The 25,951-nt window shown below is 37.5% G+C and carries 31 protein-coding genes; 14 read left to right on the forward strand and 17 right to left on the reverse strand.

The window, feature by feature from the left end; genetic code table 11:
• The first annotated feature begins 222 nt into the window (after nucleotides 1-222).
• From cas2 (HV560_RS02250) to cas2 (HV560_RS02260), 3 genes are read left to right on the forward strand one after another with little or no spacing between them, the layout of a single operon-like run.
• Nucleotides 223-507, forward strand: a complete 285-nt coding sequence (gene cas2, locus HV560_RS02250) for a CRISPR-associated endonuclease Cas2 (RefSeq protein WP_176809445.1) — start codon at nucleotides 223-225, stop codon at nucleotides 505-507.
• Nucleotides 508-515: 8 nt separating this feature from the next.
• A complete protein-coding gene (gene cas1, locus HV560_RS02255; RefSeq protein WP_176809444.1) occupies nucleotides 516-1,586 on the forward strand; it encodes a CRISPR-associated endonuclease Cas1 in 1,071 nt (356 codons plus the stop codon).
• Between the two features lie 58 nt (nucleotides 1,587-1,644).
• The gene (cas2, locus tag HV560_RS02260; protein WP_176812060.1) at nucleotides 1,645-1,935 is read left to right on the forward strand and encodes a CRISPR-associated endonuclease Cas2; all 291 of its coding nucleotides are present in this window, start codon (nucleotides 1,645-1,647) and stop codon (nucleotides 1,933-1,935) included.
• 4 nt (nucleotides 1,936-1,939) lie between these two features.
• On the opposite strand, the gene HV560_RS02265 is transcribed toward cas2 (HV560_RS02260), so the two are convergent.
• The 4 genes from HV560_RS02265 to asnC all read right to left on the reverse strand — a co-directional run bounded on the left by HV560_RS02265 (nucleotide 1,940) and on the right by asnC (nucleotide 4,423).
• Nucleotides 1,940-2,425 (reverse strand): chorismate--pyruvate lyase family protein, encoded by a 486-nt coding sequence (locus tag HV560_RS02265; protein ID WP_176809442.1) that lies wholly within the window; start codon nucleotides 2,423-2,425, stop codon nucleotides 1,940-1,942.
• Nucleotides 2,426-2,491: 66 nt separating this feature from the next.
• On the reverse strand, nucleotides 2,492-3,247 hold the full coding sequence (gene udp / locus HV560_RS02270; RefSeq protein WP_176807787.1) for a uridine phosphorylase: 756 nt from the start codon (nucleotides 3,245-3,247) through the stop codon (nucleotides 2,492-2,494).
• Between the two features lie 125 nt (nucleotides 3,248-3,372).
• Entirely contained in the window at nucleotides 3,373-3,870 is a 498-nt protein-coding gene (locus HV560_RS02275) for a PT domain-containing protein (RefSeq protein ID WP_176812061.1), read from the reverse strand.
• Nucleotides 3,871-3,949: 79 nt separating this feature from the next.
• A complete protein-coding gene (asnC, locus tag HV560_RS02280; RefSeq protein ID WP_176807789.1) occupies nucleotides 3,950-4,423 on the reverse strand; it encodes a transcriptional regulator AsnC in 474 nt (157 codons plus the stop codon).
• 178 nt (nucleotides 4,424-4,601) lie between these two features.
• Between asnC and asnA the strand changes: the two genes are divergently transcribed.
• Entirely contained in the window at nucleotides 4,602-5,594 is a 993-nt protein-coding gene (gene asnA / locus HV560_RS02285) for an aspartate--ammonia ligase (protein WP_176807790.1), read from the forward strand.
• A gap of 92 nt (nucleotides 5,595-5,686) precedes the next feature.
• Here the strand turns inward: asnA and HV560_RS02290 are convergent, their stop codons facing one another.
• From HV560_RS02290 to HV560_RS02335, 10 genes are all read right to left on the reverse strand, one after another.
• On the reverse strand, nucleotides 5,687-7,111 hold the full coding sequence (locus tag HV560_RS02290; RefSeq protein ID WP_176812062.1) for a factor H binding protein domain-containing protein: 1,425 nt from the start codon (nucleotides 7,109-7,111) through the stop codon (nucleotides 5,687-5,689).
• 156 nt (nucleotides 7,112-7,267) lie between these two features.
• On the reverse strand, nucleotides 7,268-7,690 hold the full coding sequence (locus tag HV560_RS02295; RefSeq protein WP_176809440.1) for a F0F1 ATP synthase subunit epsilon: 423 nt from the start codon (nucleotides 7,688-7,690) through the stop codon (nucleotides 7,268-7,270).
• Between the two features lie 25 nt (nucleotides 7,691-7,715).
• Nucleotides 7,716-9,089 (reverse strand): F0F1 ATP synthase subunit beta, encoded by a 1,374-nt coding sequence (gene atpD / locus HV560_RS02300; RefSeq protein ID WP_176807793.1) that lies wholly within the window; start codon nucleotides 9,087-9,089, stop codon nucleotides 7,716-7,718.
• A 20-nt stretch (nucleotides 9,090-9,109) separates the two neighbouring features.
• A complete protein-coding gene (gene atpG / locus HV560_RS02305; RefSeq protein ID WP_176807794.1) occupies nucleotides 9,110-9,976 on the reverse strand; it encodes a F0F1 ATP synthase subunit gamma in 867 nt (288 codons plus the stop codon).
• Nucleotides 9,977-10,002: 26 nt separating this feature from the next.
• Complete coding sequence (gene atpA / locus HV560_RS02310; protein ID WP_176807795.1) at nucleotides 10,003-11,544, reverse strand: F0F1 ATP synthase subunit alpha; 1,542 nt, start codon at nucleotides 11,542-11,544, stop codon at nucleotides 10,003-10,005.
• Between the two features lie 12 nt (nucleotides 11,545-11,556).
• A complete protein-coding gene (gene atpH / locus HV560_RS02315) occupies nucleotides 11,557-12,090 on the reverse strand; it encodes a F0F1 ATP synthase subunit delta (RefSeq protein ID WP_176809438.1) in 534 nt (177 codons plus the stop codon).
• A gap of 13 nt (nucleotides 12,091-12,103) precedes the next feature.
• The gene (gene atpF, locus HV560_RS02320) at nucleotides 12,104-12,574 is read right to left on the reverse strand and encodes a F0F1 ATP synthase subunit B (RefSeq protein ID WP_176807797.1); all 471 of its coding nucleotides are present in this window, start codon (nucleotides 12,572-12,574) and stop codon (nucleotides 12,104-12,106) included.
• A gap of 61 nt (nucleotides 12,575-12,635) precedes the next feature.
• On the reverse strand, nucleotides 12,636-12,890 hold the full coding sequence (atpE, locus tag HV560_RS02325; protein ID WP_005599073.1) for a F0F1 ATP synthase subunit C: 255 nt from the start codon (nucleotides 12,888-12,890) through the stop codon (nucleotides 12,636-12,638).
• Between the two features lie 117 nt (nucleotides 12,891-13,007).
• Nucleotides 13,008-13,796 (reverse strand): F0F1 ATP synthase subunit A, encoded by a 789-nt coding sequence (gene atpB, locus HV560_RS02330; protein WP_159628808.1) that lies wholly within the window; start codon nucleotides 13,794-13,796, stop codon nucleotides 13,008-13,010.
• A 24-nt stretch (nucleotides 13,797-13,820) separates the two neighbouring features.
• A complete protein-coding gene (locus tag HV560_RS02335) occupies nucleotides 13,821-14,204 on the reverse strand; it encodes an ATP synthase subunit I (protein WP_176812063.1) in 384 nt (127 codons plus the stop codon).
• A gap of 304 nt (nucleotides 14,205-14,508) precedes the next feature.
• Between HV560_RS02335 and HV560_RS02340 the strand changes: the two genes are divergently transcribed.
• Nucleotides 14,509-15,147, forward strand: a complete 639-nt coding sequence (locus HV560_RS02340; RefSeq protein ID WP_176808982.1) for a MerR family transcriptional regulator — start codon at nucleotides 14,509-14,511, stop codon at nucleotides 15,145-15,147.
• Between the two features lie 102 nt (nucleotides 15,148-15,249).
• On the opposite strand, the gene rsmG is transcribed toward HV560_RS02340, so the two are convergent.
• Nucleotides 15,250-15,864: a 16S rRNA (guanine(527)-N(7))-methyltransferase RsmG gene (rsmG, locus tag HV560_RS02345; protein WP_159628811.1), complete on the reverse strand. Its 615-nt coding sequence runs from the start codon at nucleotides 15,862-15,864 to the stop codon at nucleotides 15,250-15,252.
• A 211-nt stretch (nucleotides 15,865-16,075) separates the two neighbouring features.
• Between rsmG and HV560_RS02350 the strand changes: the two genes are divergently transcribed.
• The 6 genes from HV560_RS02350 (at nucleotide 16,076) to HV560_RS02375 (ending at nucleotide 20,139) form a co-directional block, all read left to right on the forward strand.
• Complete coding sequence (locus HV560_RS02350) at nucleotides 16,076-16,591, forward strand: hypothetical protein (protein WP_176812064.1); 516 nt, start codon at nucleotides 16,076-16,078, stop codon at nucleotides 16,589-16,591.
• A 27-nt stretch (nucleotides 16,592-16,618) separates the two neighbouring features.
• A complete protein-coding gene (locus HV560_RS02355) occupies nucleotides 16,619-17,377 on the forward strand; it encodes a tetratricopeptide repeat protein (protein WP_176812065.1) in 759 nt (252 codons plus the stop codon).
• A 23-nt stretch (nucleotides 17,378-17,400) separates the two neighbouring features.
• Complete coding sequence (locus HV560_RS02360; RefSeq protein ID WP_176812066.1) at nucleotides 17,401-18,066, forward strand: hypothetical protein; 666 nt, start codon at nucleotides 17,401-17,403, stop codon at nucleotides 18,064-18,066.
• A gap of 153 nt (nucleotides 18,067-18,219) precedes the next feature.
• Nucleotides 18,220-19,617: an SEL1-like repeat protein gene (locus HV560_RS10320; protein ID WP_176812067.1), complete on the forward strand. Its 1,398-nt coding sequence runs from the start codon at nucleotides 18,220-18,222 to the stop codon at nucleotides 19,615-19,617.
• Between the two features lie 50 nt (nucleotides 19,618-19,667).
• Nucleotides 19,668-19,826: an SEL1-like repeat protein gene (locus tag HV560_RS02370; RefSeq protein WP_238348725.1), complete on the forward strand. Its 159-nt coding sequence runs from the start codon at nucleotides 19,668-19,670 to the stop codon at nucleotides 19,824-19,826.
• A 19-nt stretch (nucleotides 19,827-19,845) separates the two neighbouring features.
• Nucleotides 19,846-20,139 (forward strand): tetratricopeptide repeat protein, encoded by a 294-nt coding sequence (locus HV560_RS02375; protein ID WP_176812068.1) that lies wholly within the window; start codon nucleotides 19,846-19,848, stop codon nucleotides 20,137-20,139.
• A 74-nt stretch (nucleotides 20,140-20,213) separates the two neighbouring features.
• Here the strand turns inward: HV560_RS02375 and HV560_RS02380 are convergent, their stop codons facing one another.
• Entirely contained in the window at nucleotides 20,214-20,414 is a 201-nt protein-coding gene (locus HV560_RS02380; RefSeq protein ID WP_176812069.1) for a hypothetical protein, read from the reverse strand.
• Nucleotides 20,415-20,526: 112 nt separating this feature from the next.
• Nucleotides 20,527-22,419, reverse strand: a complete 1,893-nt coding sequence (mnmG, locus tag HV560_RS02385) for a tRNA uridine-5-carboxymethylaminomethyl(34) synthesis enzyme MnmG (protein ID WP_176809429.1) — start codon at nucleotides 22,417-22,419, stop codon at nucleotides 20,527-20,529.
• 451 nt (nucleotides 22,420-22,870) lie between these two features.
• On the opposite strand from mnmG, the gene HV560_RS02390 reads away from it, so the two are divergent.
• The 3 genes from HV560_RS02390 to HV560_RS02400 all read left to right on the forward strand — a co-directional run bounded on the left by HV560_RS02390 (nucleotide 22,871) and on the right by HV560_RS02400 (nucleotide 25,905).
• The gene (locus tag HV560_RS02390) at nucleotides 22,871-23,332 is read left to right on the forward strand and encodes a YchJ family protein (RefSeq protein ID WP_176812070.1); all 462 of its coding nucleotides are present in this window, start codon (nucleotides 22,871-22,873) and stop codon (nucleotides 23,330-23,332) included.
• A 68-nt stretch (nucleotides 23,333-23,400) separates the two neighbouring features.
• Nucleotides 23,401-24,030 (forward strand): tellurite resistance TerB family protein, encoded by a 630-nt coding sequence (locus HV560_RS02395; protein ID WP_176809427.1) that lies wholly within the window; start codon nucleotides 23,401-23,403, stop codon nucleotides 24,028-24,030.
• A 222-nt stretch (nucleotides 24,031-24,252) separates the two neighbouring features.
• Nucleotides 24,253-25,905 (forward strand): phospho-sugar mutase, encoded by a 1,653-nt coding sequence (locus HV560_RS02400; RefSeq protein WP_176812071.1) that lies wholly within the window; start codon nucleotides 24,253-24,255, stop codon nucleotides 25,903-25,905.
• Nucleotides 25,906-25,951: the final 46 nt, after the last annotated feature.

The raw sequence follows: 25,951 nt of genomic DNA on the forward strand, positions 1-25,951 counted from the left end.
TCTTATTATTCCACAAAAATAATACTATTAATTTGACGACTGAATTTTTAAAACTAAGGAGAGAAATATGTGGCAAGTTGTTTTAACCGCTATAGCTTATAAAATCGGCAAAGAGCTCACAAAAGAGCTATTGGACTCCTCAAAAAGTTCACGGTAAACGGAAACCGAAATTCCTTCATTTTGAATCTATGTAGAGAGAAAATAAGCCGTAAGGACTCTTAAATGGATACTAATCGAACTCGCTATCTGATCGCCTACGATATTGCCGATCATAAGCGGCTTTATCGGGTACATAAGAAAGTAGAAGCCTATGCGATTGGTGGGCAAAAATCGTTTTATGAATGTTGGCTCACTGTTCACGAATTAACACAATTGCGTAATAGTGTCAGCGAAATTATGCAACACGATGAAGATCGGCTTTTTATTTTCCAACTGTTTAACAATACCGAGCCTTTATTATTCGGTAAGGCTAAATTGCAATCTACCCAACCTTTTCTGTTAATTTAGGAGGCATTATGTCCAGCTTATATATTGATCGTAAAGGAACTAGCATTAAATTAAGCGGTGAAACTTTAGTTTGCTATGAAAATGAGGAGCGTGTCGGCACAATTCCGCTTGCACCCATTGAAAGGATTTATCTTAAAGGCGATGTCACATTGCAATCCTCTTTACTAGCTAAACTTGGTGAAAAAGGCATTGGTATTATTTGTCTTTCTGGTCGAAAAAATACACCGACGCTTTTTATGTCCCAACCGCATAATGATGCAGAACGCCGTTTAGCACAATATGAACTATCACAAAATGAAGCTTTTTGTTTAGCCTTTGCCAAAAAATTAGTTACCTTGAAATTAGTGACACAGAAAAATTGGCTATGGCAGGCAGCAAATACTCGTCTAGATAAAAAATGCTTACTTGTACCAAAAGCTGAAGAATTAGATCAGTTAATCGGTAAAATTCACTCACAAACCACTCTTTCCTCTTTGCGGGGTATTGAAGGTAGAGCAGCAAGTGCTTATTTCACCGCACTCAGTCAATATTTACCTCCTTCATTAAAATTTGATGGTAGAAATCGCCGTCCACCAAGAGATCCCTTTAATGCGGTTCTCTCCCTCACTTATACTTTACTCCACAGCGAAGCTGTCCTTGCGATTTATGGGGCTGGGCTTGATCCCTACATCGGCTTTTATCATTCATTAGATTATGGACGTGAATCCTTCGCCTGCGATTTAATTGAGCCTATTCGACCGCTTGTTGATAATTGGTTATTAGGGCTGTTTCGTAATGAGACTTTACGTATCGAATATTTTTCAACAACTCAAGAAGGGTGTCTATTAGGAAAAACTGGGCGAGTGCATTTTTATCAAGAATATGAAAAACAAGTGGCTAACTGGCGAAAAATGCTGACGGAAAATTGCTATGATTTGATCAAAGTATTTAAAATGCAAACGGCAGCAATTTCACCTCAACGCCGTTCAATCCTACCGAATGAAATCATTCAACCCCCAGAAACAGATTGGTTGCAATGGTTAGAAAACTTTTATTTTAACCAACGCACAATGATGAGTGAGATTATCTTCCACTTTTAAGTTTTAAGTTTTAAGTTTTAAGTTTTAAGTTTTAAGTTTTAAGTTTTAAGGAGATATTATGCAATATTTAATTGGCTACGATATTTCTAGCCCTAAGCGACTACAAAAAATCCATCATCGAATGGTAGCATTCTCTACCCCAATTCAATATAGTGTTTTTCTCTACGATGGAGATATTAAAGGACTACAAAAATGTCTGATTGAGGTATTGGAAATCTTCAATAAAAAGGAAGATGATCTGCGAGTATATCCTCTACTAACAGGAGCTAAACAGTGGCAACTAGGTAAAGCCATTTTGCCTGAGGGGATTATTTGGACGGCTTTACCCTTTAACTCATCACTTAATTAGAGAATTATAAATACGGAAATGTCGCCAAAAACAACTCTTTGATTTCAAGCGAATAGCCGTTAATTTCATATACACCACGGCGAGCAAACAAGCCGTTTTCAGCTTGAGTCCATTCTAATTTAGTTCGAGTTGGTTGTTGGGAAAAGAGCCACAAGCCAATCGGCTCATTACCCAACCTTAAGACGCTTTGGGCGATATTTTCAATCGTTTTTTTCGGCACGAGCGTTTGGGCGAAGATCCAATTTGTGTCGCCATCTTTTAATAATACTTCTCGTCGCCAATATTGTTCATTACAAGCGGTCATTTTTTGTGAATTTTTTGCAATCCATTTTTCTTGCACCACTTCCACATTAAAATTAGAGGTAACATCAAGCAACTTTTGGGTGAGCGAGCCTTCGTGCAAAAGCCATTCTTGTTGGGTTAAGGAAAGCGTACCAGCACCCACTTTCCATTTGCAAGCCGACAATATATTGCGATAATTTGTGTACATAAATAAAAAGGATAAATTTTGATTGTGTCAATTTATCCTTTTTTTTATTCCGTTTAAAGGTTATTTTTAAATTAATTTTCTTGCTGCTTCAACCACTACCGAAACCGCCTTATGTTCTGTATCGTGAATGGTTGCTTCATTTGGAATTTCTTGTTGAGTACGGTTTACAATAACCCCCGCAACCATTCCAGCACGCAAGCCTAGTGCAGAGCACATCGTAAAGAGTGTTGCAGATTCCATTTCAAAATTCATTACGTTTAAATCTTGCCACTGTTTTAATGAACCTTGAAAATGGCGATAAATTTTGCCGGTAAAGGTGTCGTAACGCTCTTGCCCTGGATAGAATGTGTCGGAAGAAGCGGTAATCCCAACATAAGGTTTAACGCCAGCATCAACCGCTGCAGCATAAAGAGCATTTGTACATTCAAAGTTTGCCACCGCAGGGTATTCCATTGGGGCAAAGTGCTGACTTGCGCCATCTAAACGCACTGCACCTGTGGTAATTAAAATATCGCCCACGTTAATATGTTCTTGAATTGCTCCTGTTGTGCCAATGCGTAAAAAGGTTCGAATACCTAATTGGGCTAGCTCTTCAACACAAATAGAAACGGATGGACCACCAATGCCTGTTGAGCAGACTACAACTGGCTCTCCATCTAAATAACCTAACCAAGAGGTAAATTCACGGGTGGACGCTAAAAACTCAGGGTTTTCCATTTTTTTCGCAATACGCTCAGAGCGTGCTGGATCACCTGGCACTATCGCAATTTTTGCACCTTTTAGCATCGCTTTTGTTAAACCTAGGTGGAATACATCAGACATAATCTTCTCCTTTGTCTTTAAATATAAAGTAATGGCATTCTACCCCAGCAAGCGGTTGATTTACGAAGATTTTTTGCAATGAATGTTTAATTTTGTGAAGTAGATCAAAGGCAAACGGTTTCGTTTTATCTTGATTTTTTTATTTGAGCTTCGATATAAGTAGCTGCAAAAGAATTATCTTCAGGCAAATAGAAAACAAAATCCTCTCTTACCAACATTGAAATCAGTTGATCAATATCGTAAATACCTATCGGCGAATAAATCACAGTTAAATGATTAAATTTTTGAATGATTTCCGATGCAGATCGGTAATATTGCTCGCCATTAACAAAAATATAGTGTTTGCAAGGGTACGTTTGCTTTTTCACGCTTTCAATTGCGTTGCTCAATGCGGGATTCGCTGTTGTTAAGCTAATAACCGCTACCGTTGGCTTGGTTGGTTGGTTGGTTGGTTGGTTGGTTGGTTGGTTGGTTGGTTGGTTGGTTGGTTGGTTGGTTGGTTGGTTGGTTGGTTGGTTGGTTGGTTGGTTGGTTGGTTGGTTGGTTGGTTGGTTGGTTGGTTGGTTGGTTGGTTGGTTGGTTGGTTGGTTGGTTGGTTGGTTGGTTGGTTGGTTGGCATTCATTCTATTTCCTTTACTTGAAAAATAACAATTTTTTTGAGCTTATTTACAAAAATTAATTCTTTTTTAACCGCTTGTACTTTTAAGGCAAAATATCTCGTAAAATCGGATTTTGTAGCGAAATCAACGTTTCTGTTGATTGAATTTCATCAATAGATTGGATTTTACCTGCTAAAACTGAATGCAACTCTTCAATGGTGTGCGTCATCACTTTAATAAAAATCGAATAGTTGCCCGTTGTATAATATGCTTCAACCACTTCATCAAATTCATTGAGTTTCGCAATTACTTTATCGTAATCTTTTGCTGATCTTAGAATAATTCCAATAAAGCAACAAACATCATAGCCTAGTTTGCGCTCATCTACTACAATTTTTGTTGACTCAATAATGCCCGCTTGTCGCATTTTTTCTACTCGAACGTGAATCGTTGCTGCACTTACGCCAAAATTTTTGCCCATTTCGGTATAAGGCGTGCGAGCATCTTTAATTAAGCAGCGTAAAATTTGCTGATCGAGTTTGTCTATTTCTAATTTTACATTATTTTTATTGTGCATTTTTCCTCCTAAAAACCAAATTATTTAAATATCATCTAAACATAGACACATTATTTTAAAATAAATTTAATACATTTGCTTTTTTATTTGATAAACATTGCTTTTTTAAGATAATTCTTTAAATTATCAGCCATCAATTAAACAACAATCACTTAATATTTAATTAGGAAAGCAGAAAATGGAAAATTCATTCATATTACAACAGCAAGAAATCAGTTTTGTAAAAAACACCTTTACCCAATATTTAATCGATAAATTAGGTATTATCGAAGTTCAAGGCCCAATCTTAAGCGAAGTTGGCAACGGTATGCAAGATAACCTTTCTGGTATTGAAAAAGCAGTGAGAGTAAATGTTAAATGTATTCCAAACTCTACCTATGAAGTCGTTCACTCTTTGGCTAAATGGAAACGTCACACTCTTGCTCGTTTTGGTTTTAAAGATGGGGAAGGATTGTTTGTGCATATGAAAGCCCTTCGCCCAGATGAAGATTCTTTAGATCGCACTCACTCTGTTTATGTTGATCAGTGGGATTGGGAAAAAGTAATTCCTGAAGGCAGACGTAATTTCGATTTTTTAAAAGAAACCGTAAATGAAATTTACAAGGCCATTCGTTTAACTGAATTAGCGGTAGAGGCTCGTTTTGATATTCCATCGGTTTTACCAAAACAGATCACTTTCGTACATAGCGAAGATTTAGTGCAACGCTATCCAAATATGACAGGAAAAGAACGTGAAAACGCCATCTGTAAAGAGTACGGCTCTGTATTCTTAATTGGTATTGGCGGTAAATTATCAGATGGAAAATCGCACGATGGTCGTGCTCCAGACTACGATGACTGGACAACAGAATCTGAGCAAGGCTACAAAGGCTTAAACGGCGATATTTTAGTGTGGAACGAAGAATTAGGCACAGCGTTTGAACTGTCTTCAATGGGTATTCGTGTGGACGAAAAAGCGTTACGCTTGCAAGTTTCCCTCACTGGTGATGAAGATCGCTTAGAAATGGATTGGCACAAAGATTTATTAGCAGGTAAATTACCACTTTCAATTGGTGGTGGTATTGGGCAGTCACGCTTAGCGATGTTCTTATTACGCAAGAAACATATAGGTGAAGTTCAATCCAGCGTGTGGCCGAAATCAGTTCTTGAAGAATTTGAGCATATTCTCTAATAAGTTTAAAGCGAACGTTCAGTTCGCTTTAACTTTCTACAAGCGGTCTGTTTTTGCAAAAAATTTACCATTTTTGACCGCTTGTAATCATATTACTGCCGTTCTCCCGCTATACCAAACACTGTACCTCGCTCACTATCACTATATTTTTTAGCTGTACGGCTGTCTGTTGTAATTCCACCCTCGAATTGTTTATAGAGATAGGCTTCTCCTGCGATAGATTGAGCATTATCTCCATAAAAACCTAACGCATATTTACCTGTAACGCCATTTTCAGCAGAGGCATTTGCCTGAATCATTCCATCAACAATATTACCTTTTTCTAACTGAATCGTTGGAATGGAAGCGTTATTAAATTGTGAGATCGAGCCCACACCAGTTTTCTCCGCAAAATTCACTTTGTAATTTAACAGCCCCACATTATCTGAGTTGAAGCCTTTTCCAATATAAGTTGCTTCGCCGTTTAATGGAAGGTTTTCTGTTTTTTTGCCATTAATACGTTCTACTCTAAAACTACTTTGTTTTGGGGCAGAATCTCCCGAACGTGCTTTAGTATCACGGCTTATCAGCGTGACATTGGGTGTCAGATAAATATAGTGATCGCCCACAAAAATACCATCTAAATTTTCTGCAGACATACTAATAAAGGCGTGCTTGCTTAATCCTTGTGGTAGAGATGATTCTGTGTAACCCACCCAAGAATACTCTCGCCCCTGCTCATTGGTAATTTCTGCGGCTTTACGGACGATTTCTTTAATCACCTTATTTTTATTTTGCAATGCCATTTCTGCCTCAGATTTTGCTTTTTCTGCTACAGCTAATTGTGCTGCCGTTGTGTTTTTATCCGCTTGAGCTTTCGCTAAATCTGCTTGGGCTTGTTGTAAATCGCTCTTCGCTTTAACCAGATCGCCATTTGCAGAATTTAGCTGATTTTGCACCGCTTGTTTTTCATTATTCGCAACAGATAACTTGCTTTCTGCAATTTCTTTCGCTTTTTCTGCGTTCGCTAAATTTGCTTTCGCTTGAGCTAATTGTGCTGCCGTTGTGTTTTTATCTACTTGAGCTTTCGCTAAGTCTGCTTGGGCTTGTTGTAAATCGCTCTTCGCTTTAACCAGATCGCCATTTGCAGAATTTAGCTGATTTTGCACCGCTTGTTTTTCATTATTCGCAACAGATAACTTGCTTTCTGCAATTTCTTTCGCTTTTTCTGCGTTCGCTAAATTTGCTTTCGCTTGAGCTAATTGTGCTGCCGTTGTGTTTTTATCCGCTTGAGCTTTCGATAAATCTGCTTGGGCTTGTTGTACAGTATGAGCTGCTTTTGAAAGCTCGCTTTGTGCTGAACTTAGATCTTGATTTGCTTTTACTAATTCTGATTTAACCGAATCTAGTTCTGCCTGAGCTTGGGTTAGCTGATTTTGCCGTTTTAGATTTGTTTCACCTGATTTCCCACCACCGCTACTACAGGCTGTAAGACTAAGTAAAATAAGACTAGCTAGAGAAAGTTTTTTTACTGACATAGTGTTTTCCTTATTAAATTAACCGTGCAAACGCACACAAAAATTGTACAAAAAAAAAACAATCTGTCGTCAAATAAAAAATGAATTATTGGAAATAATTTATGATTTTCAACCGCTTGTAAAAATAAAACCCCACTTTCGTGAGGCTTTTCGAGATTAACGTTTATTCGCTAATTTTGTTTTTGTGAGTTCGTAAACACGTAATTTAGCAATTTCTTGTGCTAATTTCGCCGTTAAATAGTCTTCACTATCGGCTTTAGATAAACGTTCTTCTGCTTTGCGTTTTGCTTCAAGAATACGTTGTTCATCTAAGTCTTCACCACGAATAGCTGTATCTGCAAGCACTGTAACAGTGGTTGGTTGAACCTCAAGGAATCCACCTGATACATAGATAAATTCTTCTTTACCATCAGCAAGAGTGAATTTAGCCATACCTGGTTTAATTGCCGTTAATAGTGGCGTATGCCCTGCATACACCCCTAGTTCACCATCGATCCCTGAAACACGAACACTTGTTACTGTGCCTTCAAAAATTTTACGTTCCGCACTCACTACTGTGAGTTCAAATTGAGATGTCATACTGTTCTCCTTTGTTTAAGAACAATTACATCTGTTTTGCTCTTTCAACCACTTCGTCAATTGAACCTGCCATATAGAACGCTTGTTCTGGAATATGGTCGTATTCGCCTTCTAAAATGCCTTTAAAGCCACGGATGGTTTCTTTTAATGGAACGAATTTACCTGGTACGCCATTGAATACTTCCGCAACGTGGAATGGTTGTGAAAGGAAACGTTCAATTTTACGTGCACGAGCAACCAAACGTTTGTCATCTTCAGATAATTCGTCCATTCCCAAGATTGCAATAATATCTTTTAACTCTTTATAACGTTGTAATGTACCTTGTACATCACGAGCAACTCTATAATGCTCCTCACCAACCACTAATGGATCTAACTGGCGAGATGTTGAGTCTAATGGGTCAACCGCAGGGTAGATACCTAGTGATGCAATATTACGGCTTAATACGACTGTTGAGTCTAAGTGAGCAAAGGTTGTTGCTGGAGATGGGTCAGTTAAGTCATCTGCAGGAACATATACCGCTTGAACAGAAGTAATAGAACCTGTTTTAGTTGAAGTAATACGCTCTTGTAGTACACCCATCTCTTCTGCAAGAGTTGGCTGATAACCTACCGCAGATGGCATACGACCTAATAATGCTGATACTTCCGTACCTGCAAGGGTATAACGGTAGATGTTATCTACGAAGAATAAGACATCACGACCTTCATCACGGAATTTTTCCGCCATGGTTAAGCCAGTTAATGCGACACGCAGACGGTTGCCTGGTGGTTCATTCATCTGACCGTAAACTAGCGATACTTTATCTAATACGTTAGAGTCTTTCATTTCGTGGTAGAAGTCATTACCCTCACGAGTACGCTCACCTACGCCCGCAAATACAGAGTAACCGCTGTGCTCAATTGCGATGTTACGGATTAACTCCATCATATTTACGGTTTTACCTACACCCGCACCACCGAATAAACCAACTTTACCACCTTTCGCAAACGGGGCAACTAAGTCGATAACTTTGATACCCGTTTCAAGTAACTCGGTACTATTAGCTTGTTCTTCATAGCTTGGTGCTGCACGGTGAATTGTCCAACGCTCTTCTTCACCTATTGGGCCTGCTTCATCAATAGGCTCACCTAATACGTTCATAATACGACCTAGTGTTTTTGTACCTACAGGTACTTCAATCGCTTTATTCGTATTTTCAACTTTTAAGCCACGTTTTAAACCATCAGATGAACCAAGTGCGATACAACGAACCACACCGCCACCTAATTGTTGTTGAACTTCAAGCGTTAAGCCTGTTTCAACTTTTAATGCATCATAAACTTTTGGTACTGCATCTTGCGGAAACTCAACATCGATTACCGCACCGATGATCTGTACAATTTTTCCCGTTGCCATTACCGTTCCTCTATTCTGTGTTAAATTGCAGCGGCACCCGCGACAATTTCATTTAATTCATTCGTAATACTTGCTTGACGAGCCTTGTTATACACCAATTGTAACTCATTAATCAGATTACCCGCATTATCCGTTGCAGCTTTCATTGCCACCATTCTTGCTGCTTGTTCCGACGCTAGATTATCAACTACTGCTTGATATACCTGAGATTCTAAATAACGTACAAGTAAGCTATCTAATAACGCCTGTGGACTTGGTTCATAAATATAATCCCAAGAACCTGTTTGTTCTAATGAGTCATTTTCAATTTCTGGCAATGGAAGAAGTTTTTGTACTGTTGGTTTTTGAGACATCGTGTTTACGAAGCGGTTATATGCTACATAAACTTCATCAATCTCACCGTCACGGAAGGCATTTACCATACCGTTTACAATACCGACTAAATTCTCCACTGCTGGTGTATCACCCAATCCGTTAAGATGACCTTTAATGTCTAATCCCATTGAGTTGAAAAAAGCAATACCTTTATTTCCAACTAAACTTAATTCAGGTTTAATACCTTGATCATCTTTTTCTTTCAACTCATTTAAAACTGCTTTAAATAAGTTTACATTCAAACCTCCGCATAATCCTCGATCAGTTGAAACCACTAAATAGCCAACTTTCTTTACTGGGCGAGAGGTAAGAAATGGGTGTTTATACTCAATGTTACCTTTGGCAATATGGCTAATTACCTTGCGAATACTATCTGCATACGGACGAGAAGCCGACATACGCTCTTGGGTTTTACGCATTTTTGATGCTGCAACCATTTCCATCGCTTTAGTAATTTTTTGTGTATTACGAACACTTGCAATTTTGGTTCTTATCTCTTTAGCACCTGCCATATTTTTTTCTCCGCTAAAAAGTTAGATTACCAAGCACTGTTCTTTTTGAAACTAGATAAAATCTCGTTCAATTTATCTTTAATTTCATCATTGAAATTACCCGATTTTGACAGTTCTTGCATAAACTCACCGTAGTTGCTTTCGGCATAAGCTAATAAATTAGACTCAAATGAACCTACACGCTCAACAGGTACATCATCAAGATAACCATATTCAGCTGCCGCTAGAGATAGACCTAACTGTGCTACAGACATTGGCTCGAATTGTTTCTGTTTAAGTAATTCAGTTACTTTTTGACCGTGCGAAAGCTGTTTGCGTGTTGCTTCATCAAGGTCTGATGCAAACTGTGCGAACGCTGCTAATTCACGATATTGTGCAAGTGCGGTACGAATACCACCCGCTAATTTCTTCACTAATTTAGTTTGAGCAGAACCACCCACACGAGAAACCGAGATACCTGGGTTTACCGCAGGACGAATCCCCGCATTGAATAAACCTGATTCTAAGAAAATCTGACCATCAGTAATTGAGATTACGTTAGTTGGAACGAATGCAGAAACGTCCCCTGCTTGAGTTTCAATGATAGGCAATGCAGTTAAAGAACCCGTTTGACCTTTCACCGCACCATTAGTAAAGCGTTCTACATAGTCTGCATTCACACGAGATGCCCGCTCTAATAAACGAGAATGTAGGTAGAAGACATCACCTGGGAATGCTTCACGACCTGGTGGACGGCGTAATAACAATGAAATTTGACGGTAAGCAACCGCTTGCTTAGATAAATCATCATAAACGATTAACGCATCTTCACCACGATCACGAAAATATTCACCCATAGTACAACCTGCATAAGGTGCAAGGTATTGCAATGCTGCAGATTCAGAAGCGGATGCCACCACCACGATAGTATTCGCTAATGCTCCGTGCTCTTCTAATTTACGCACCACATTTGCAATCGTTGATGCTTTTTGACCAATAGCAACGTAGATACATTTAATACCTGTATCACGTTGATTGATGATGGCATCAATTGCTAATGCCGTTTTACCTGTTTGACGGTCACCGATTATTAATTCACGCTGACCTCGACCGATTGGCACCATTGAGTCAACCGCTTTATAACCGGTTTGAACAGGTTGATCTACCGATTGACGGTCAATAACACCCGGTGCAATCACCTCGATTGGAGAGAATCCGTCATTTTCGATTTCACCTTTACCATCAATTGGCTGGCCTAAGGTATTTACTACACGACCTAATAAGCCACGACCAACAGGCACTTCTAAAATACGGCCTGTGCACTGTACTTCCATACCTTCTGCTAAATCTGCATAAGGTCCCATTACAACTGCACCGACAGAATCTCTTTCTAAGTTTAATGCAATCGCATAACGATTGCCTGGTAATGCAATCATTTCACCTTGCATTACATCAGATAAGCCGTGGATACGAATAACCCCGTCACTTACTGAAACGATTGACCCCGTACTTTGAGCTTCGCTCACTACATTAAATTGGGCAATACGCTTTTTAATCAATTCACTAATTTCTGTTGAATTTAGTTGCATTTTTTATTCCTCTTACAAGCTCAGCTCTTGACTTAAACGGTTTAGCTGTCCACGACTACTACCATCAATAACAACATCATCATAACGAATAATCACACCCGCAATTAATGAACTATCAACTGATGAAGTAATACGAACTTTTGTTCCGAGCCGCTTTTCCATCGCATTAGCAATTTTTGCTTCTTGTGCATCTGTTAACTTATCTGCAGAAACCACTTCAACATTTTTCACTGACTCATGTTCTGCTCTTAATTCTAAAAATGCATTCAATACAGCAGGTAATACCGCTAAACGCTTATTATCAGCCATAACACGAATGAAATTTTGCCCATATTGATCTAATTGTTCGCCACAAATATTGATAAACGTATCAGAAATTTGACCGCTTGCAAGTGATGAGTTAATAAAACTAGCTACTTGCTCATTATTAGCGACAGCTGCAGAAAACTGTAACATTTCCTGCCATTTATTCAATTGACCTTGTTCTAAAGCAAAATCGAAAGCTGCTTTAGCATAGGGGCGAGCTACTGTGCTTAATTCTGACATCTGCCCCATCCTCTTATAGTTCTGCAACTAGCTTATCAATAATATCGTTGTTCGCTGCAGCATCAACTGAACGCCCAACAATTTTCTCCGCACCAGCAATTGCTAATGCAGCCACTTTTTGACGCAGCTCTTCTTGAACACGTTTACGCTCGCTTTCGACTTCCGCATAGCCTTGTTCAATAATACGTTGACGTTCCACCTCAGCTTCTGCTTGTACAGATTCTAAAATTTCATTACGACGTTTTGTTGCCAAATCAATAATATTTTGTGCTTCTTCTCTCGCCTTAAGGATTTCTAAATCCGCGCTAGCTTTAAAATCAGCTTGCTCTTGTTTCGCTTTTTCAGCAGAAGCTAAAGCATTAGCGATATTTGCTTGACGCTCTTCGATAGCTCGAATAAGCGGGGGCCAAACATATTTCATACAGAACGCAACAAATAATGCGAACGCAATAAGCTGACCAATTAGTGTTGCATTTAAATTCACAACGCCCTCCTAAAAGTCGGTTAAAGTTATTCTGCTGAATAACGGTTAATCAAATCCCGACTTATTTCAATAAATCAATGAACGGGTTCGCAAAGATAAATAGTAAAGAGATACCTACTGCGATCATCGCAATAGCATCTAAAAGACCAGCAACGATAAACATTTTTGTTTGTAAGCTTGATGCCAATTCTGGTTGACGCGCTGATGACTCTAAAAATTTACCACCTAAAATCGCAAAACCTATAGCTGTACCAAGTGCAGCAAAAGCTAATAAAATTGAAGCACCAATAATTGTTGCTGTGATTACTGATTCCATAATGTTCTCCATTAAATTGAGGAATTAGCCCGAAGGCTAGGTTGTTGATAAAAGTAAATATTCAAACCGTTCAATTTTGCAAAATTTTACGAAAATCCAACGGATTGCAAGGTTAGTTTAATGATCCGCTTTATTATAAGCGATACTCAAATAAACAATCGTTAGCATCATAAAAATAAACGCTTGAAGCGTAATAACCAAAATATGGAAAATAGCCCAAACTAAGTGTAATGGAATACCTAACGCCTGAAGAGCGAAGTTATCAGCCATATACATTACTGCAATAAGGATAAAAATTAATTCACCTGCATACATATTACCAAATAAACGGAATGCCAATGAAATGGGTTTTGCAAGTAAAGTAACTGTTTCTAAAATAAAATTGACAGGAATAAATGCCCAATGATTAAAAGGATGTAACGTATATTCTTTTACTAAACCACCAAAACCTTTAGACTTCACGGTATAAAATAAAATCAATCCGAATACACAAATAGACATTCCTAAGGTTGCACTAATATCTGCTGTAGGCACTGCACGTAAGTAATCAATACCGAAAAGATGTGCAAGCTGAGGTAAGAAATCGACTGGCACGAGGTCAATCGCATTCATAATAAATACCCAACAGAAAATTGTTAATGCAAGTGGAGCAATCATATTACGAGGTCCATGGAAGTTATCTTTAACTAAGCCATCTACCCATTCAATGACAATTTCAACAAAACATTGCAATTTACCTGGCTGACCCGAAGTTGCATTTTTCGCCACTCGAGAAAATACCCATAAAAAAATTGCACCTGCCACTAAAGAAAAGAAAAGCGTATCTAAATTTACTGCCCAAAAACCATCACCTGTAGATAAAAAACTCAGATGGTGGCTAATATATTCTGCTGTCGTTCCAGCCATAACATATCCTTTTAACGTAAAAAATTAGTGGGTAAATCTACTTAATAAAAACGGGATCATATTATTTAATAATAATACAATAAAATACCCCATAAAAAACCACACAAAATCCATCGGAGAAACTAATTCAAAAAAACCAACAATCAATAATATCGTCGCTAGCCATTTAAGTCCTTCGCCTCGATAGAAAGCGGTCATATTTGTCCGATCTTTTGCAGAATTTCTAAAGAAAACCCAATACACAAAAATAGCGTGAGGAACAAAACTAGACACAGTTCCAGCAATAAAGGAAATGGTGATATTCCCTTTATATAAAAATAGAAAAAAAGCGAAAGCCAATATAACGCCAACCTCAATTCCCAACGCCCTACGATATTGTGATTTTGCTTTATTGATTACAGCAGACACATTTTACCCTTTTTGTTTGAGACAAATTTACCTTCACAATCAAGCTAATAATTAGCCACTGTTTAATCAACGGAAATTCGCCAGAAATTATACTTTACAAATCAAGAGTTGCAACCTAAAACTATTCAAAAATCGGCATTCTTCACATTTTTGAGAAAAAATGCTTATTTTTAGCAAAAAATTTAAAAATTTATTTAAAAAACGAACAATCTATTTTATTTTTACATTTAAAACTAAAAAGTTTTACTTTATACTTAATAAAAAACCAAACCAGAATACGACTATCAATAAAAAAGGAAAGATGATGATTAAAATGAATGACTTAGTGAAACTCACTAACACCCCAAAATCGACCATTTTATACTACATAAAAGAAGGTATTTTACCTGAACCTTATAAAGATAAGCCAAATTTCCACCTTTATGATAAAAATAATATAAAACTATTAGAATTTATTAAATACCTACAAACTAACTTTAATGCCACAATAGCACAAATTAAGTTATTATTTGAGCAATCTCATTTTGATATAAACAACCCTTATGAAAGTTTAGCCCACTCTCTATCTCTGGTTATGGGTGCTGAAAATGAAACTTTTTCAACAAAAACACTCTGTGATGAATTCAAAATAAGTGAGCAGACCCTCAACGAATATGTAGAAAAAGGTTTACTAAACCCACAAAATGGTCTGTTTACCAGCAAGGAAAGGGACATTTTAGCCATCATCAATCGCTGTAATGAAACAGAATTAAATTTACTCCAAACGTATATGGAAGTGGCAAAGAAACTAGCTCAATTTGAAGTCAATATTACTTCTGAAAGCTTGGCAAATAGCGAGCTGAAAGAGGATAAATTAAAGCACCTTTTCGATATTCTCCTCGTATTAAAACCTTATTTGTTTAATATGGAAACCTTAAAAACTTATCAGCAAATAACTGAGTAAATGTAGTAAGCAATTGCTTTCTAAATTTACTTAATATAAAAATACAAGCGGTGTTTTTTGCTCACTTTTTTGCAAAAAGCTAGAGAAAAAACACCGCTTGTATTATGCTTTTTTCAACACAATCAAATGCCGCTCACCAACTAATTCGGGAACATTTAATTTAATCACATTAACTAAGTCTATTGGCTGATTAATTCCCGCCATTTCTTGCTCATCATAAACGCCTTTAAGAGCGTAAAATTTGCCGTGTTCATTTGGCAGATGATAGCACCAATCGATCATATCATTAAGAGAGGCGAAAGCACGGCTTAACACACCATCAAACTGGTTCGATGTGTATTCTTCTACTCGGCTAAGTACTGGCGTGACATTTCTAATCCCTAATTCACGCAGTGCATTTTTGATAAAGGTGATACGTTTTCCTAAGCTATCAAGCAACACAAATTGTTTATCGGGGTTGGCTATTGCAAGCGGAATACCAGGTAATCCAGGCCCAGTTCCTACATCAATAAAATTTTCACCCTGCAAATGGCGGCTAACCACAAGGCTATCCATTATATGTTTCACTAACATTTCATCAGGGTTGCGAACAGAGGTGAGGTTATAGGCTTTATTCCATTTATCTAATAAACGGACAAACCCAACCAACTGTTCTTTTTGCTGATCGGTCAAATTTATTTCAGCTTGGGCTAACAAGCGGTCTAATTTTTCTAACATTTTACAAATCCTTTCTTTTATTTTGCAGATTTTAACCAAAAATCGACCGCTTGTCTTGGTGAGAAAAGTGGTTAAATAAACATCAATATTTCAATTAATATCGAGCAAGAGGGTTTAGCAGTCCTTTATAGGACAGATAGTATACTATCTGTCCTACCCTCTTGATAGAGGGTAGCGAAATACTGGATAAATACATATAAAACTGACTAAAATGCATCATCTCCATCAAAAAACTCATTCAAGACTAAAACAGACTTCTGATTATTGGCATTCCGAAGCTGCAAATTTATTAACATCAGCAGAAGTCCTATACAACAATCTAGATAAAAAACCATTCTGTTGGAATAGCTATAAACTGCTTATCGGGCTATCGTTCGAATTATTATTGAAATCGATAGCTATCCAAAAAAATATGGAGCTATCTCATACTCATAAACTAGACGAGCTTATTAAATCAATCAATATTCCATTATCAAATAATGACGATTTAGGCATTTTGAAAATTTTAACTGAATATGTGATTTGGGCTGGGAAATACCCTATCCCCAAAAAAGCTCATGAGCTTCCCAAATTATCCAATTTAGAAAACCAATACTTAAATAAAACCATTTCAAAAATAGGAAATATCAAAATAGGTACTTACAACAATAAACTTGATTTCCCTTACCTACTTAAACTTTGGCAAAAAATAAACGATGTATATATACATAATCGTTTTCCCGAATAACATTACTATTTTATAAGGAACTCTAAAATGATCATCAAAAAATCACTACTTATCGCTCTACTCTCTGTTGGTATCGCTAATACTGCATTCGCCGAAACCGATAGCGAAAAATTTGATCGAGCTATTCAAGCCTACGAACAACAAAACTATTCCGCTGCTTTCCCACTATTTAAACAACTTGCAGAACAAGGAGACGCAAGTTCCCAATTCAATCTCGCTTTGATGTATGCAAACGGAGAAGGCGTTACCCAAAGCGATAAACAAGCCGTCTATTGGTACAAAAAAGCCGCTGAACAGGGATACGCAGATGCCCAATCCAATCTCGGTGTGATGTATGACAAAGGGCGAGGTGTGACCCAAAGCGATAAACAAGCCGTCTATTGGTTCGAAAAAGCCGCTGAACAGGGATACGCAGATGCCCAATCCAATCTCGGTGTGATGTATAACACAGGGCGAGGTGTGACCCAAAGCGATAAACAAGCCGTCTATTGGTACAAAAAAGCCGCTGAACAAGGATACACAATTGCCCAATTCAATCTCGGTGTGATGTATAACACAGGGCGAGGTGTGACCCAAAGCGATAAACAAGCCGCCTATTGGTTCGAAAAAGCCGCTGAACAGGGATACGCAGATGCCCAATTCAATCTCGGTGTGATGTATTACGAAGGAAAAGGTGTGCGAAGAGATGTTTCCAAGGCTAAGCAGCTATTTGGACAATCTTGTGATAATGGTAGCGCTAGTGGTTGTAAAAATTATTCTATTCTTGATAAACAAGGTATTCATTAATACAAAATGTCAAAACACTATTTATGAATAGCATACACACTATTATATTTATCTTAGGTTGGATAATCGGTACACTTTTTGGTATTGGTGTTACCGATTGGCATCTTTTGCTGAAAGATGAATATAAAATCACTGACTGGATAATCGCAATTTGCACTATTTTAATTGTAATGGGTACATCGCTTGCTACCATATATACTAAGAAAAGTGCTTATTATGCCAAAAAGCAGTTTTTTTCCAACAATCTGCCATTAGCGCAAGAAATTTATTCCAGTTTAGTAAGTCAATTACAAACATTCTCATATAATCTTAATGATCGCTGCCGTGAAATTCGTAATCTAGTTAACAAACGATATGAACCACATAGTACGATTCAAAATATTACCTCCACAATGGAAAACACTTTAAGTAAATTATCTAACTTAAAAGAAACAATAGAAAAACAAAAAAATCAACTCTCATTTTTAATGCAAAGTAATGATTTCAATAACGTAACTGCTCCGCTTTTTCTACTTGAATTAAATCTAAAAAATTTTTTAGATTTGTACAAAATCCACCCAAATAATATTGAAGATTTACGAAAAATAGCTAAACAGATTTTAGATTGTAATAATCAACTTATAGAAGCACTTAATCCAATTAAAACTTTTTTTCAACATTATTTTCAGCAAACAAGGAACCCCAAATGAACTTCAAAAAATCCCTACTTATATTCCTATTCTCGTTTGGCATTGTTCAATCTGTCTTTGCTGAAATCAATAGCTAAAAATTTGACTGTGCCGTGCAATTACTATTGCTAATATATGAAATCAAATTTTTTCGACTCTCACTAAGGATATAAAATGAAACTCAAACTAAAAAAATCACATAAACTTGGATTGGTAGGGCTTGTTACTGCATTGATAGCAAGTACTATTGTCTATAATCAATTAAGTGATCGCCAGCAACTTGAAATTCAATCACTATTTAGTTCAAGCGCCAAACGCTGGCTACATGAACAGTATGTTGAAGACTTTGGAAACTATCTAGAAAATGGCAAATCTGTAGGGATTGCGATGAGATATTCTGAGATAGAAATGGAAGAAGTTGTGAATCATAAGATACGAGAAGGTTATCTAAGACCCAAATTAGATTGCGTATGGGATTATGATTATTGGGGAAAAAATTACGGAAATAGCCATGTTTGTGATGGGATAAACTATGCTTATATCCATTATGCAATGAAATTTTTTAAAAATAATAGTACTAAAATGCAGAAAGCACTTAAACTGACTTTCAAGGATAGTATGCTATTCTATTATCATGGCTATAATGGAAGAAACGAAAATAACTACTACTACAATTTTAAAAATGAATACCAAGCATATGCAGAAAGTGCTATACGTGATAAAAAGCACGAATGTGAGCAAAAAGAAACTCGGCTTGAAGAACAACGTTGTTTATTATATGAACTGGTTTCAAAATTACATCCTTTCAGAAATAAATTTGATGATTTATTTTATATCAATGAAGAACTCATCTTAGAAGATCTTATTGCAAATGCTAAAACATTAGATATACAGCAAGCAGCTAAAATATATTTAATTGACTTAGTTATATATAGATATAAAGATTACAACAAACAAAAATATTGGAATATGTTGCAGGAGTTGAGTGATCAATCATATTACCCTGCACAAATATTATTAGCTTATTATCTATATAATGATCACAACAATGATAAAGCGTTAGAAATATATAATAAATCAAAATTAAATAATAATAAGATTACAATTGATAACCTATCCGACACCATAGGAAGAACTCTTTATCAAAAGATAGAAGCAGATATCTATTGGGGAAAATATGCTCGTAGTAAACATATCGATAAAGATAAGGATAAAAGTAAACAGTGGTTACAAAAATATCTAATTGCTTGCCGTGTAAATAATTTAGAGGATATAGTTTCACTTCCTACTTTTCACGGATACCAGCGACCTAATAGCTGTCTTTACCATATAGCAAGTGATTATCAAGATGAAAAAAAGTATGGAAAAGCCAAAGAAATCTATGACAAGATAGAGTCATTCCATGCTAACGATATTATCGCATTATTCCAACTCGGAGTTATCTATTATAACGGCTTAGGTTTACGTCAGGATTTAGAAAAAGCCAAATCCTACTTTGGCAGAGCATGTGATTTAAACGATCAATCGTCTTGCGATCTTTTCCGTGAAGTGAATGAGAAAATTCGTTATTAAACACCTGAATCACTATTTGGTAAGTTGTAAGGAAAATCCAACGTGACTAATTGTTTGAAGCCCAATATAAATTGGGGGAGATGTATCAGCACGGTTGGGGTGTTCGTCAAAATAAAGCAACAGCGAAAGAATTGTTCGGTAAAGCGTGCGATAACGGAAGTCAGACAGGTTGCGAGCAGTACCGCCAGTTGTTAGAGCAAGGCTATTAATTTATACGGAAAATAACCAATGAAATTAATTTTATATTCACTCTTATTCGCAGTTTCAACATTCGCTCACAGTTCAGCTTGTGATAAATATAAGGTAAAGCAAGACTATATTAATCATTTCGATTGTGTTAGCGAACTTGCCGAATCAGGCTATGCTCCAAGTCAGTTAATTTTAGGCGTGGCTTATGAATTTGGTGAAGGTGTTCAACAAAATCTCAATATGGCAAAGCACTATTATGGTTTAGCTTGCGATAAAGGGCATCAGAAAGGCTGTGCCAATTATGCGAGATTAAATGAACAAAGCATAAAATAGCCCTACTTAATTTAACAAGCGGTAGATTTTGCAAATTTTTCTGCAAATTCTACCGCTTGTGTTGTTTCGCTTATCTACTCTCTAATCCGCAAATCCCGATTTCGCAGTAAATGCGTTTCGCTAAGCAGTAAATTTTCTAGAAACTGCACCAAATACTCATCGGTGGCAAATACGCCTTCACGGAGATTTTCATAATTCGCCCGAACTAACGCATTTATGAAATAGAGTGAATGTTCGGCAAACATCTGACTGTTAATTTTTTTAAAGCCAAGCATTTTCAAATATTTCACCAAAAATACGGCTGTTGTACGAGTATTCCCTTCACCAAAAGGGTGAATTTTCCATCTCTTTTTGCAAATACAACTAAAAAATCAACCGCTTGTATCATTACAACTCACCTCGTTTCAACATTCCTTGTTTTTTCAAATTCACCAGAAGAATGGAGATTGCCGCAGGCGTAATGCCTGAAATGCGGCTGGCTTGTCCGATGGAAACAGGCTTATGTTGCATCAATTTAGCACGCACCTCGTTAGATAAACTGTCCACTTTGTCGTAATCAAACTCTGGCGGAATTTGGGTATTTTCGTGGCGTTTATGGCGTTCAATTTCGTTGTATTGATGTTCGATGTAGCCTTGATATTTAATTGCAATTTCCACCTGTTCCGCAGCTTGTTTGTCTTCAATTGCTGGAGCAAACGGGGCAATTTGTGTCAATTTTTCGTAGCTCATTTCAGGGCGGCGAATTAAGTCTTCTCCGCTGGCTTCTCGGGTAAGTGGCGTGCTTAATAACGCATTAAGTTCACTTAGATTTGGCATTTGTAAATGAGCCCAAATCTGTTTTAAACGGCTACGTTCTTGCTCAATCGCTTCCATTTTTTGGTTGAAACGCACCCAGCGGGCTTCGTCAATTAAGCCTAATTCGTGAGCAATCGGCGTTAAGCGAATATCCGCATTATCTTCACGCAATAATAGACGGTATTCCGCACGAGAAGTGAATACACGGTATGGCTCTTTTGTGCCTAGCGTGCAGAGATCGTCCACCAATACGCCTGTATAAGCTAAATCACGGGTAGGGAACCAAGATTCCTTGCCTTGAACTTGTAATGCCGCATTAATGCCAGCTAATAAACCTTGTGCTGCCGCCTCTTCATAACCTGTAGTGCCGTTGATTTGCCCTGCGAAGAATAAGCCGTCAATGGCTTTGGTCTCTAAAGTTGGTTTTAAGTCTCGTGGGTCGAAATAGTCGTATTCAATCGCATAGCCTGGTTTGATAATTCGGGTGTTTTCCAAGCCTTTCATCGAATTTACGATCCCCATTTGCACGTCAAACGGCAAGCTGGTGGAGATCCCGTTTGGATAGACTTCAATCGTGTTTAAACCTTCAGGTTCTAGGTAGATCTGGTGGGAATTGCGATCCGCAAAACGCATCACTTTATCTTCAATAGATGGGCAGTAACGTGGGCCAATGCCTTCAATAATACCGGTGTACATAGGACTGCGATCGAGATTTGAACGGATCACCTCGTGGGTTTGTTCATTCGTATGCGTAATGTAGCAAGGGATCTGGCGAGGATGTTGCTCAACCGATCCCATAAAAGACATTACAGGCAATATTTCATCACCGTGCTGCTTTGCCAATACCTCAAAATTAATAGTACGTGCATCTAAACGTGGTGGCGTACCTGTTTTTAAGCGATCTACACGCAAATTCAGATCACGCAAGCGATCTGCCAGCATAGTTGCTGCTGGATCGCCGGCACGCCCACCTGCATAGTTATCTAACCCAATATGGATCTTACCCGCTAAGAAAGTTCCTGCGGTTAAAACCACTGAACGAGCTTTAAAGACCAACCCCATTTTAGTGACTGCACCAACCGCACGGTTATTTTCTATTAAAATATCAACAACTTCTTGCTGAAAAATATCTAAATTAGGTTGGTTTTCTAATGCTGTACGCACCGCATTACGGTAAAGCACACGGTCAGCTTGGGCACGAGTAGCCCGTACAGCAGGGCCTTTTGAGCTGTTTAACGTGCGAAATTGGATCCCTGCCATATCGGTAGCCATTGCCATTAAACCGCCCATAGCATCGATCTCTTTGACTAAATGGCCTTTACCGATCCCACCTATCGCAGGATTACAAGACATTTGACCTAAAGTATCTACATTGTGGGTCAAAAGTAACGTTTTTAACCCCATACGGGCAGGAGCTAGAGCGGCTTCTGTACCAGCATGTCCACCACCTACGACAATAACATCGTAAATTTGGTTATAAATCATATATTGCCTTTTTATCTAAAAATACTGTTCTAAAATAAACGCATATTCTAGCGTAAAAAGGGATCGTCAGGGAAATGGATTTTGATGAAAAGGATCATTTATAGCCAAGCTAAATATAATATAGATCTATATAAAGATCTTTATTGTTACTCTTATTAGATCGAGCTATTTAGGTGAATAACCGATCTTTTTTATTAGAAACAATGAGTTAGATGAAAAATTAGGCGTGGATAGATCGCATAAATAGAAAAATTAACTTGTGGATAAAACCCAATGTTATCCACAAGAGATAAAATGAATGTGCTTTATAACGTAAAACTCTCAAATAATTCAGTCTTTTTTCATAAGTTATCCACAGAGGGTATGTCACGCTTTTGAGTTCAATTTCTTTTTTATTATTTATCAAGTAAAATTTAGCATCATCAATGAATATGCAAAAAAGTGAGAAAAAATGACCGCTTGTTATTGCCAATCGGGCAAAGATTATACGCAATGTTGTGAGCCTTTTCATTTAAGAGACAAAATCCCAGAAACGGCAGAGCAACTAATGCGTTCTCGTTATTCTGCTTATCAGTTGGTCAATATTACGTATATTGTAGAAACAACAGTACCAAATCAGCAAAAATTTCTTGATCAACTGGCAATGAAAGAATGGGGAGAAAGCACAAAATGGGCTGGGTTAGATATTGTGAAACATTTGCCTAATCTCTCTAAAATACATAGTCAGGTTGAATTTAAAGCCTTCTTTGAAACAGAAGATGGTAGGCAAGTTCATCACGAAATATCACTGTTTGTAAAAATAGAATATCGATGGTTTTTTGTTGATCCTACCGTTTCTTTGCCTAACCAAAAGCAATCTTGTATATGCGGTTCAGGCAAAAAATTTAAACATTGTTGTGGTTATTATCTCTAGTTAATGGAACTCTTTTTAAACCGAAAAGACTAAATAAATGCGATTTACTTACTAATGAGGAACAAAAAATGGATTTCAGTAAAATTTTAAGCCAAGTATTAGAGATGGCAAAAGATGCAACAACGAATGGATTAATTAAAGGTAACACTAAAAATGATCAGATTGCTAAAGTAGGTGGAGCAGCAGCGGCTCTTGGCCTTATTTCAATGTTGTTTGGGCGTAAAGGTGGTTCAGGTTTAGCTAAATTAGGCTCTTTGAGTGCATTAGGTAGCCTTGCTTATCAAGCTTATAAAAAATACCAAGAACAAAATGGGACCGCTTCTACATTAAGTCAAAATGAATTTGCAGAAATAGATTCTCACGCAGCGAGTAAAGTTATTTTACAAGCAATGATTGCAGCCGCAGCTGCAGATGGTGCAATTACTGAAGATGAAAAAGCGGCAATAGTTGCTCAAGTATCACAAGATACCGAAATATTGGACTGGATGAACCAAGAAATGAATAATCCAGCAAGTGTAGAAGACATTGCTCGTCAAGTTGGAAATGATCAAGCTTTAGCTACCCAAGTTTATCTTGCCGCTAGAGCAGTATGTACAAACTTAGTGCGTAAAGAAATTATCTTTTTAGCAAACTTAGCAAAAGCTTTAGGTTTACCAGATGGATTGGTTGAACAATTAGAAAAAGATGCTGGTTTCTAAATGTAGCACTAAATGTTAGCAACAAGCGGTTATATTTTGAGAGTTTTTTGCAAAAAACTGATGAAATATAACCGCTTGTTCTTTTGTCACTATATAAAAAATAAGTAAACGTTTGCCTGATTTTTATTTGATAACTCGATCACAAAAAAACAAATAAATCCTTTAAAACAAAGGCTCTTTGAGTTAGTCTAAATATTATTTTAAATTTAAAAGGAGTAAAAAATGACTATTTTCCAAATTGCTCAAAATTGGTTGGAGCAAGATCCTGATTTAGAAACCCGTGCGGAATTAGAACAGTTAATTCAAGCCGCACAATCAGATGAAAAAGCGAAAGAAGAATTGGAAGCTCGCTTTTGTGGTCGCCTACAATTTGGAACCGCAGGTTTGCGTGGTAAATTACAAGCAGGCTCTCAAGGTATGAACCGTGTGTTAGTTGCTCAAGCCGCTGGCGGATTAGCAGCTTTTATTAAAGAGTATGATAAGGCTCCTTCTATTGTGATTGGTTATGATGGGCGAAAAAATTCTGATGTATTTGCTCGTGACACCGCAGAAATTATGGCTGCAGCAGGCATTAAAACCTATTTACTTCCTCGCAAATTACCTACACCTGTGCTTGCCTTTGCTATTCAATATTTTGACACGACAGCTGGTGTAATGGTAACCGCAAGCCACAATCCACCTGAAGATAACGGCTACAAGGTTTACTTAGGTAAAGCAAATGGTGGCGGACAAATTGTTTCCCCTGCTGATAAAGAGATTGCAGCATTAATTGATAAAGTGGCAAGTGGCAGTATTGCTGATTTACCGCGTAGCCAAGATTTCACCGTGTTAGATGATGAAGTGGTAAATAAATATATTGAAAAAACCGCCTCGCTTGCAACACAGCCAAAAGCGGAGATCAACTACGTTTACACCGCAATGCACGGTGTGGGTTATGAGATATTAAGCAAAACCTTAGCCAAAGCAGGATTGCCGCAACCCCATTTAGTCGATGCACAAATTCAGCCTGATGGCTCATTCCCAACGGTAAACTTCCCTAATCCAGAAGAAAAAGGTGCGTTAGATTTAGCTATTGAGCTTGCTAAAGAGAAAAATGCTGAATTCATTATTGCAAATGACCCCGATGCGGACCGTTTAGCGGTTGCAATACCAGATAGAGAAGGTAACTGGAAGTCTCTTCACGGTAATGTGATTGGTTGTTTCTTAGGTTGGTATTTAGCGAAGCAGTATCACGCACAAGGTAAAAAAGGCGTGCTGGCTTGTTCATTAGTTTCTTCACCTGCTTTAGCGGAAATTGCGAAAAAATATGGATTAGACTCAGAAGAAACTCTAACAGGCTTTAAATATATCGGTAAAGTGGATAACCTATTATTTGGTTTTGAAGAAGCCCTTGGCTATTTGGTTGACCCAGATAAAGTGCGTGATAAAGATGGTATTTCAGCGGCAATTATGTTCTTAGATTTAGTCTGCAGCTTAAAAAAAGAAGGTAAAACTATTGCGGATTACACGGCTGAATTTGTGAAAGAATTTGGGGCTTATGTAAGCGGTCAAATTTCAATCAGAGTAAGCGATTTATCGGAAATTGGTAAATTAATGACAGCATTACGTAATCATCCACCTGCAGACATTGGTGGATTTAAAGTGGCTGAATTTATCGATCATACTAAAACGACACGTCAAAATGATATTTTGGTTTTTGTTTTAGAAAATGGTAGCCGATTAATTGCTCGCCCTTCAGGCACAGAACCGAAAATTAAGTTCTACCTAGATGCTCGGGGTACGGATGCAAAAAATGCAGAAGAGGTATTGAGCCAATTTGACGAAAGTGTCCGCACATTGCTTCGCCAAGATCAGTACGGTAAACAAGATTGTTAATAATCTATAAATATAAGGAGAGCATTGCTCTCCTTTTTTGAAGGAG

This window comes from Mannheimia pernigra (genome assembly GCF_013377995.1).
GTDB lineage: Bacteria > Pseudomonadota > Gammaproteobacteria > Enterobacterales > Pasteurellaceae > Mannheimia > Mannheimia pernigra.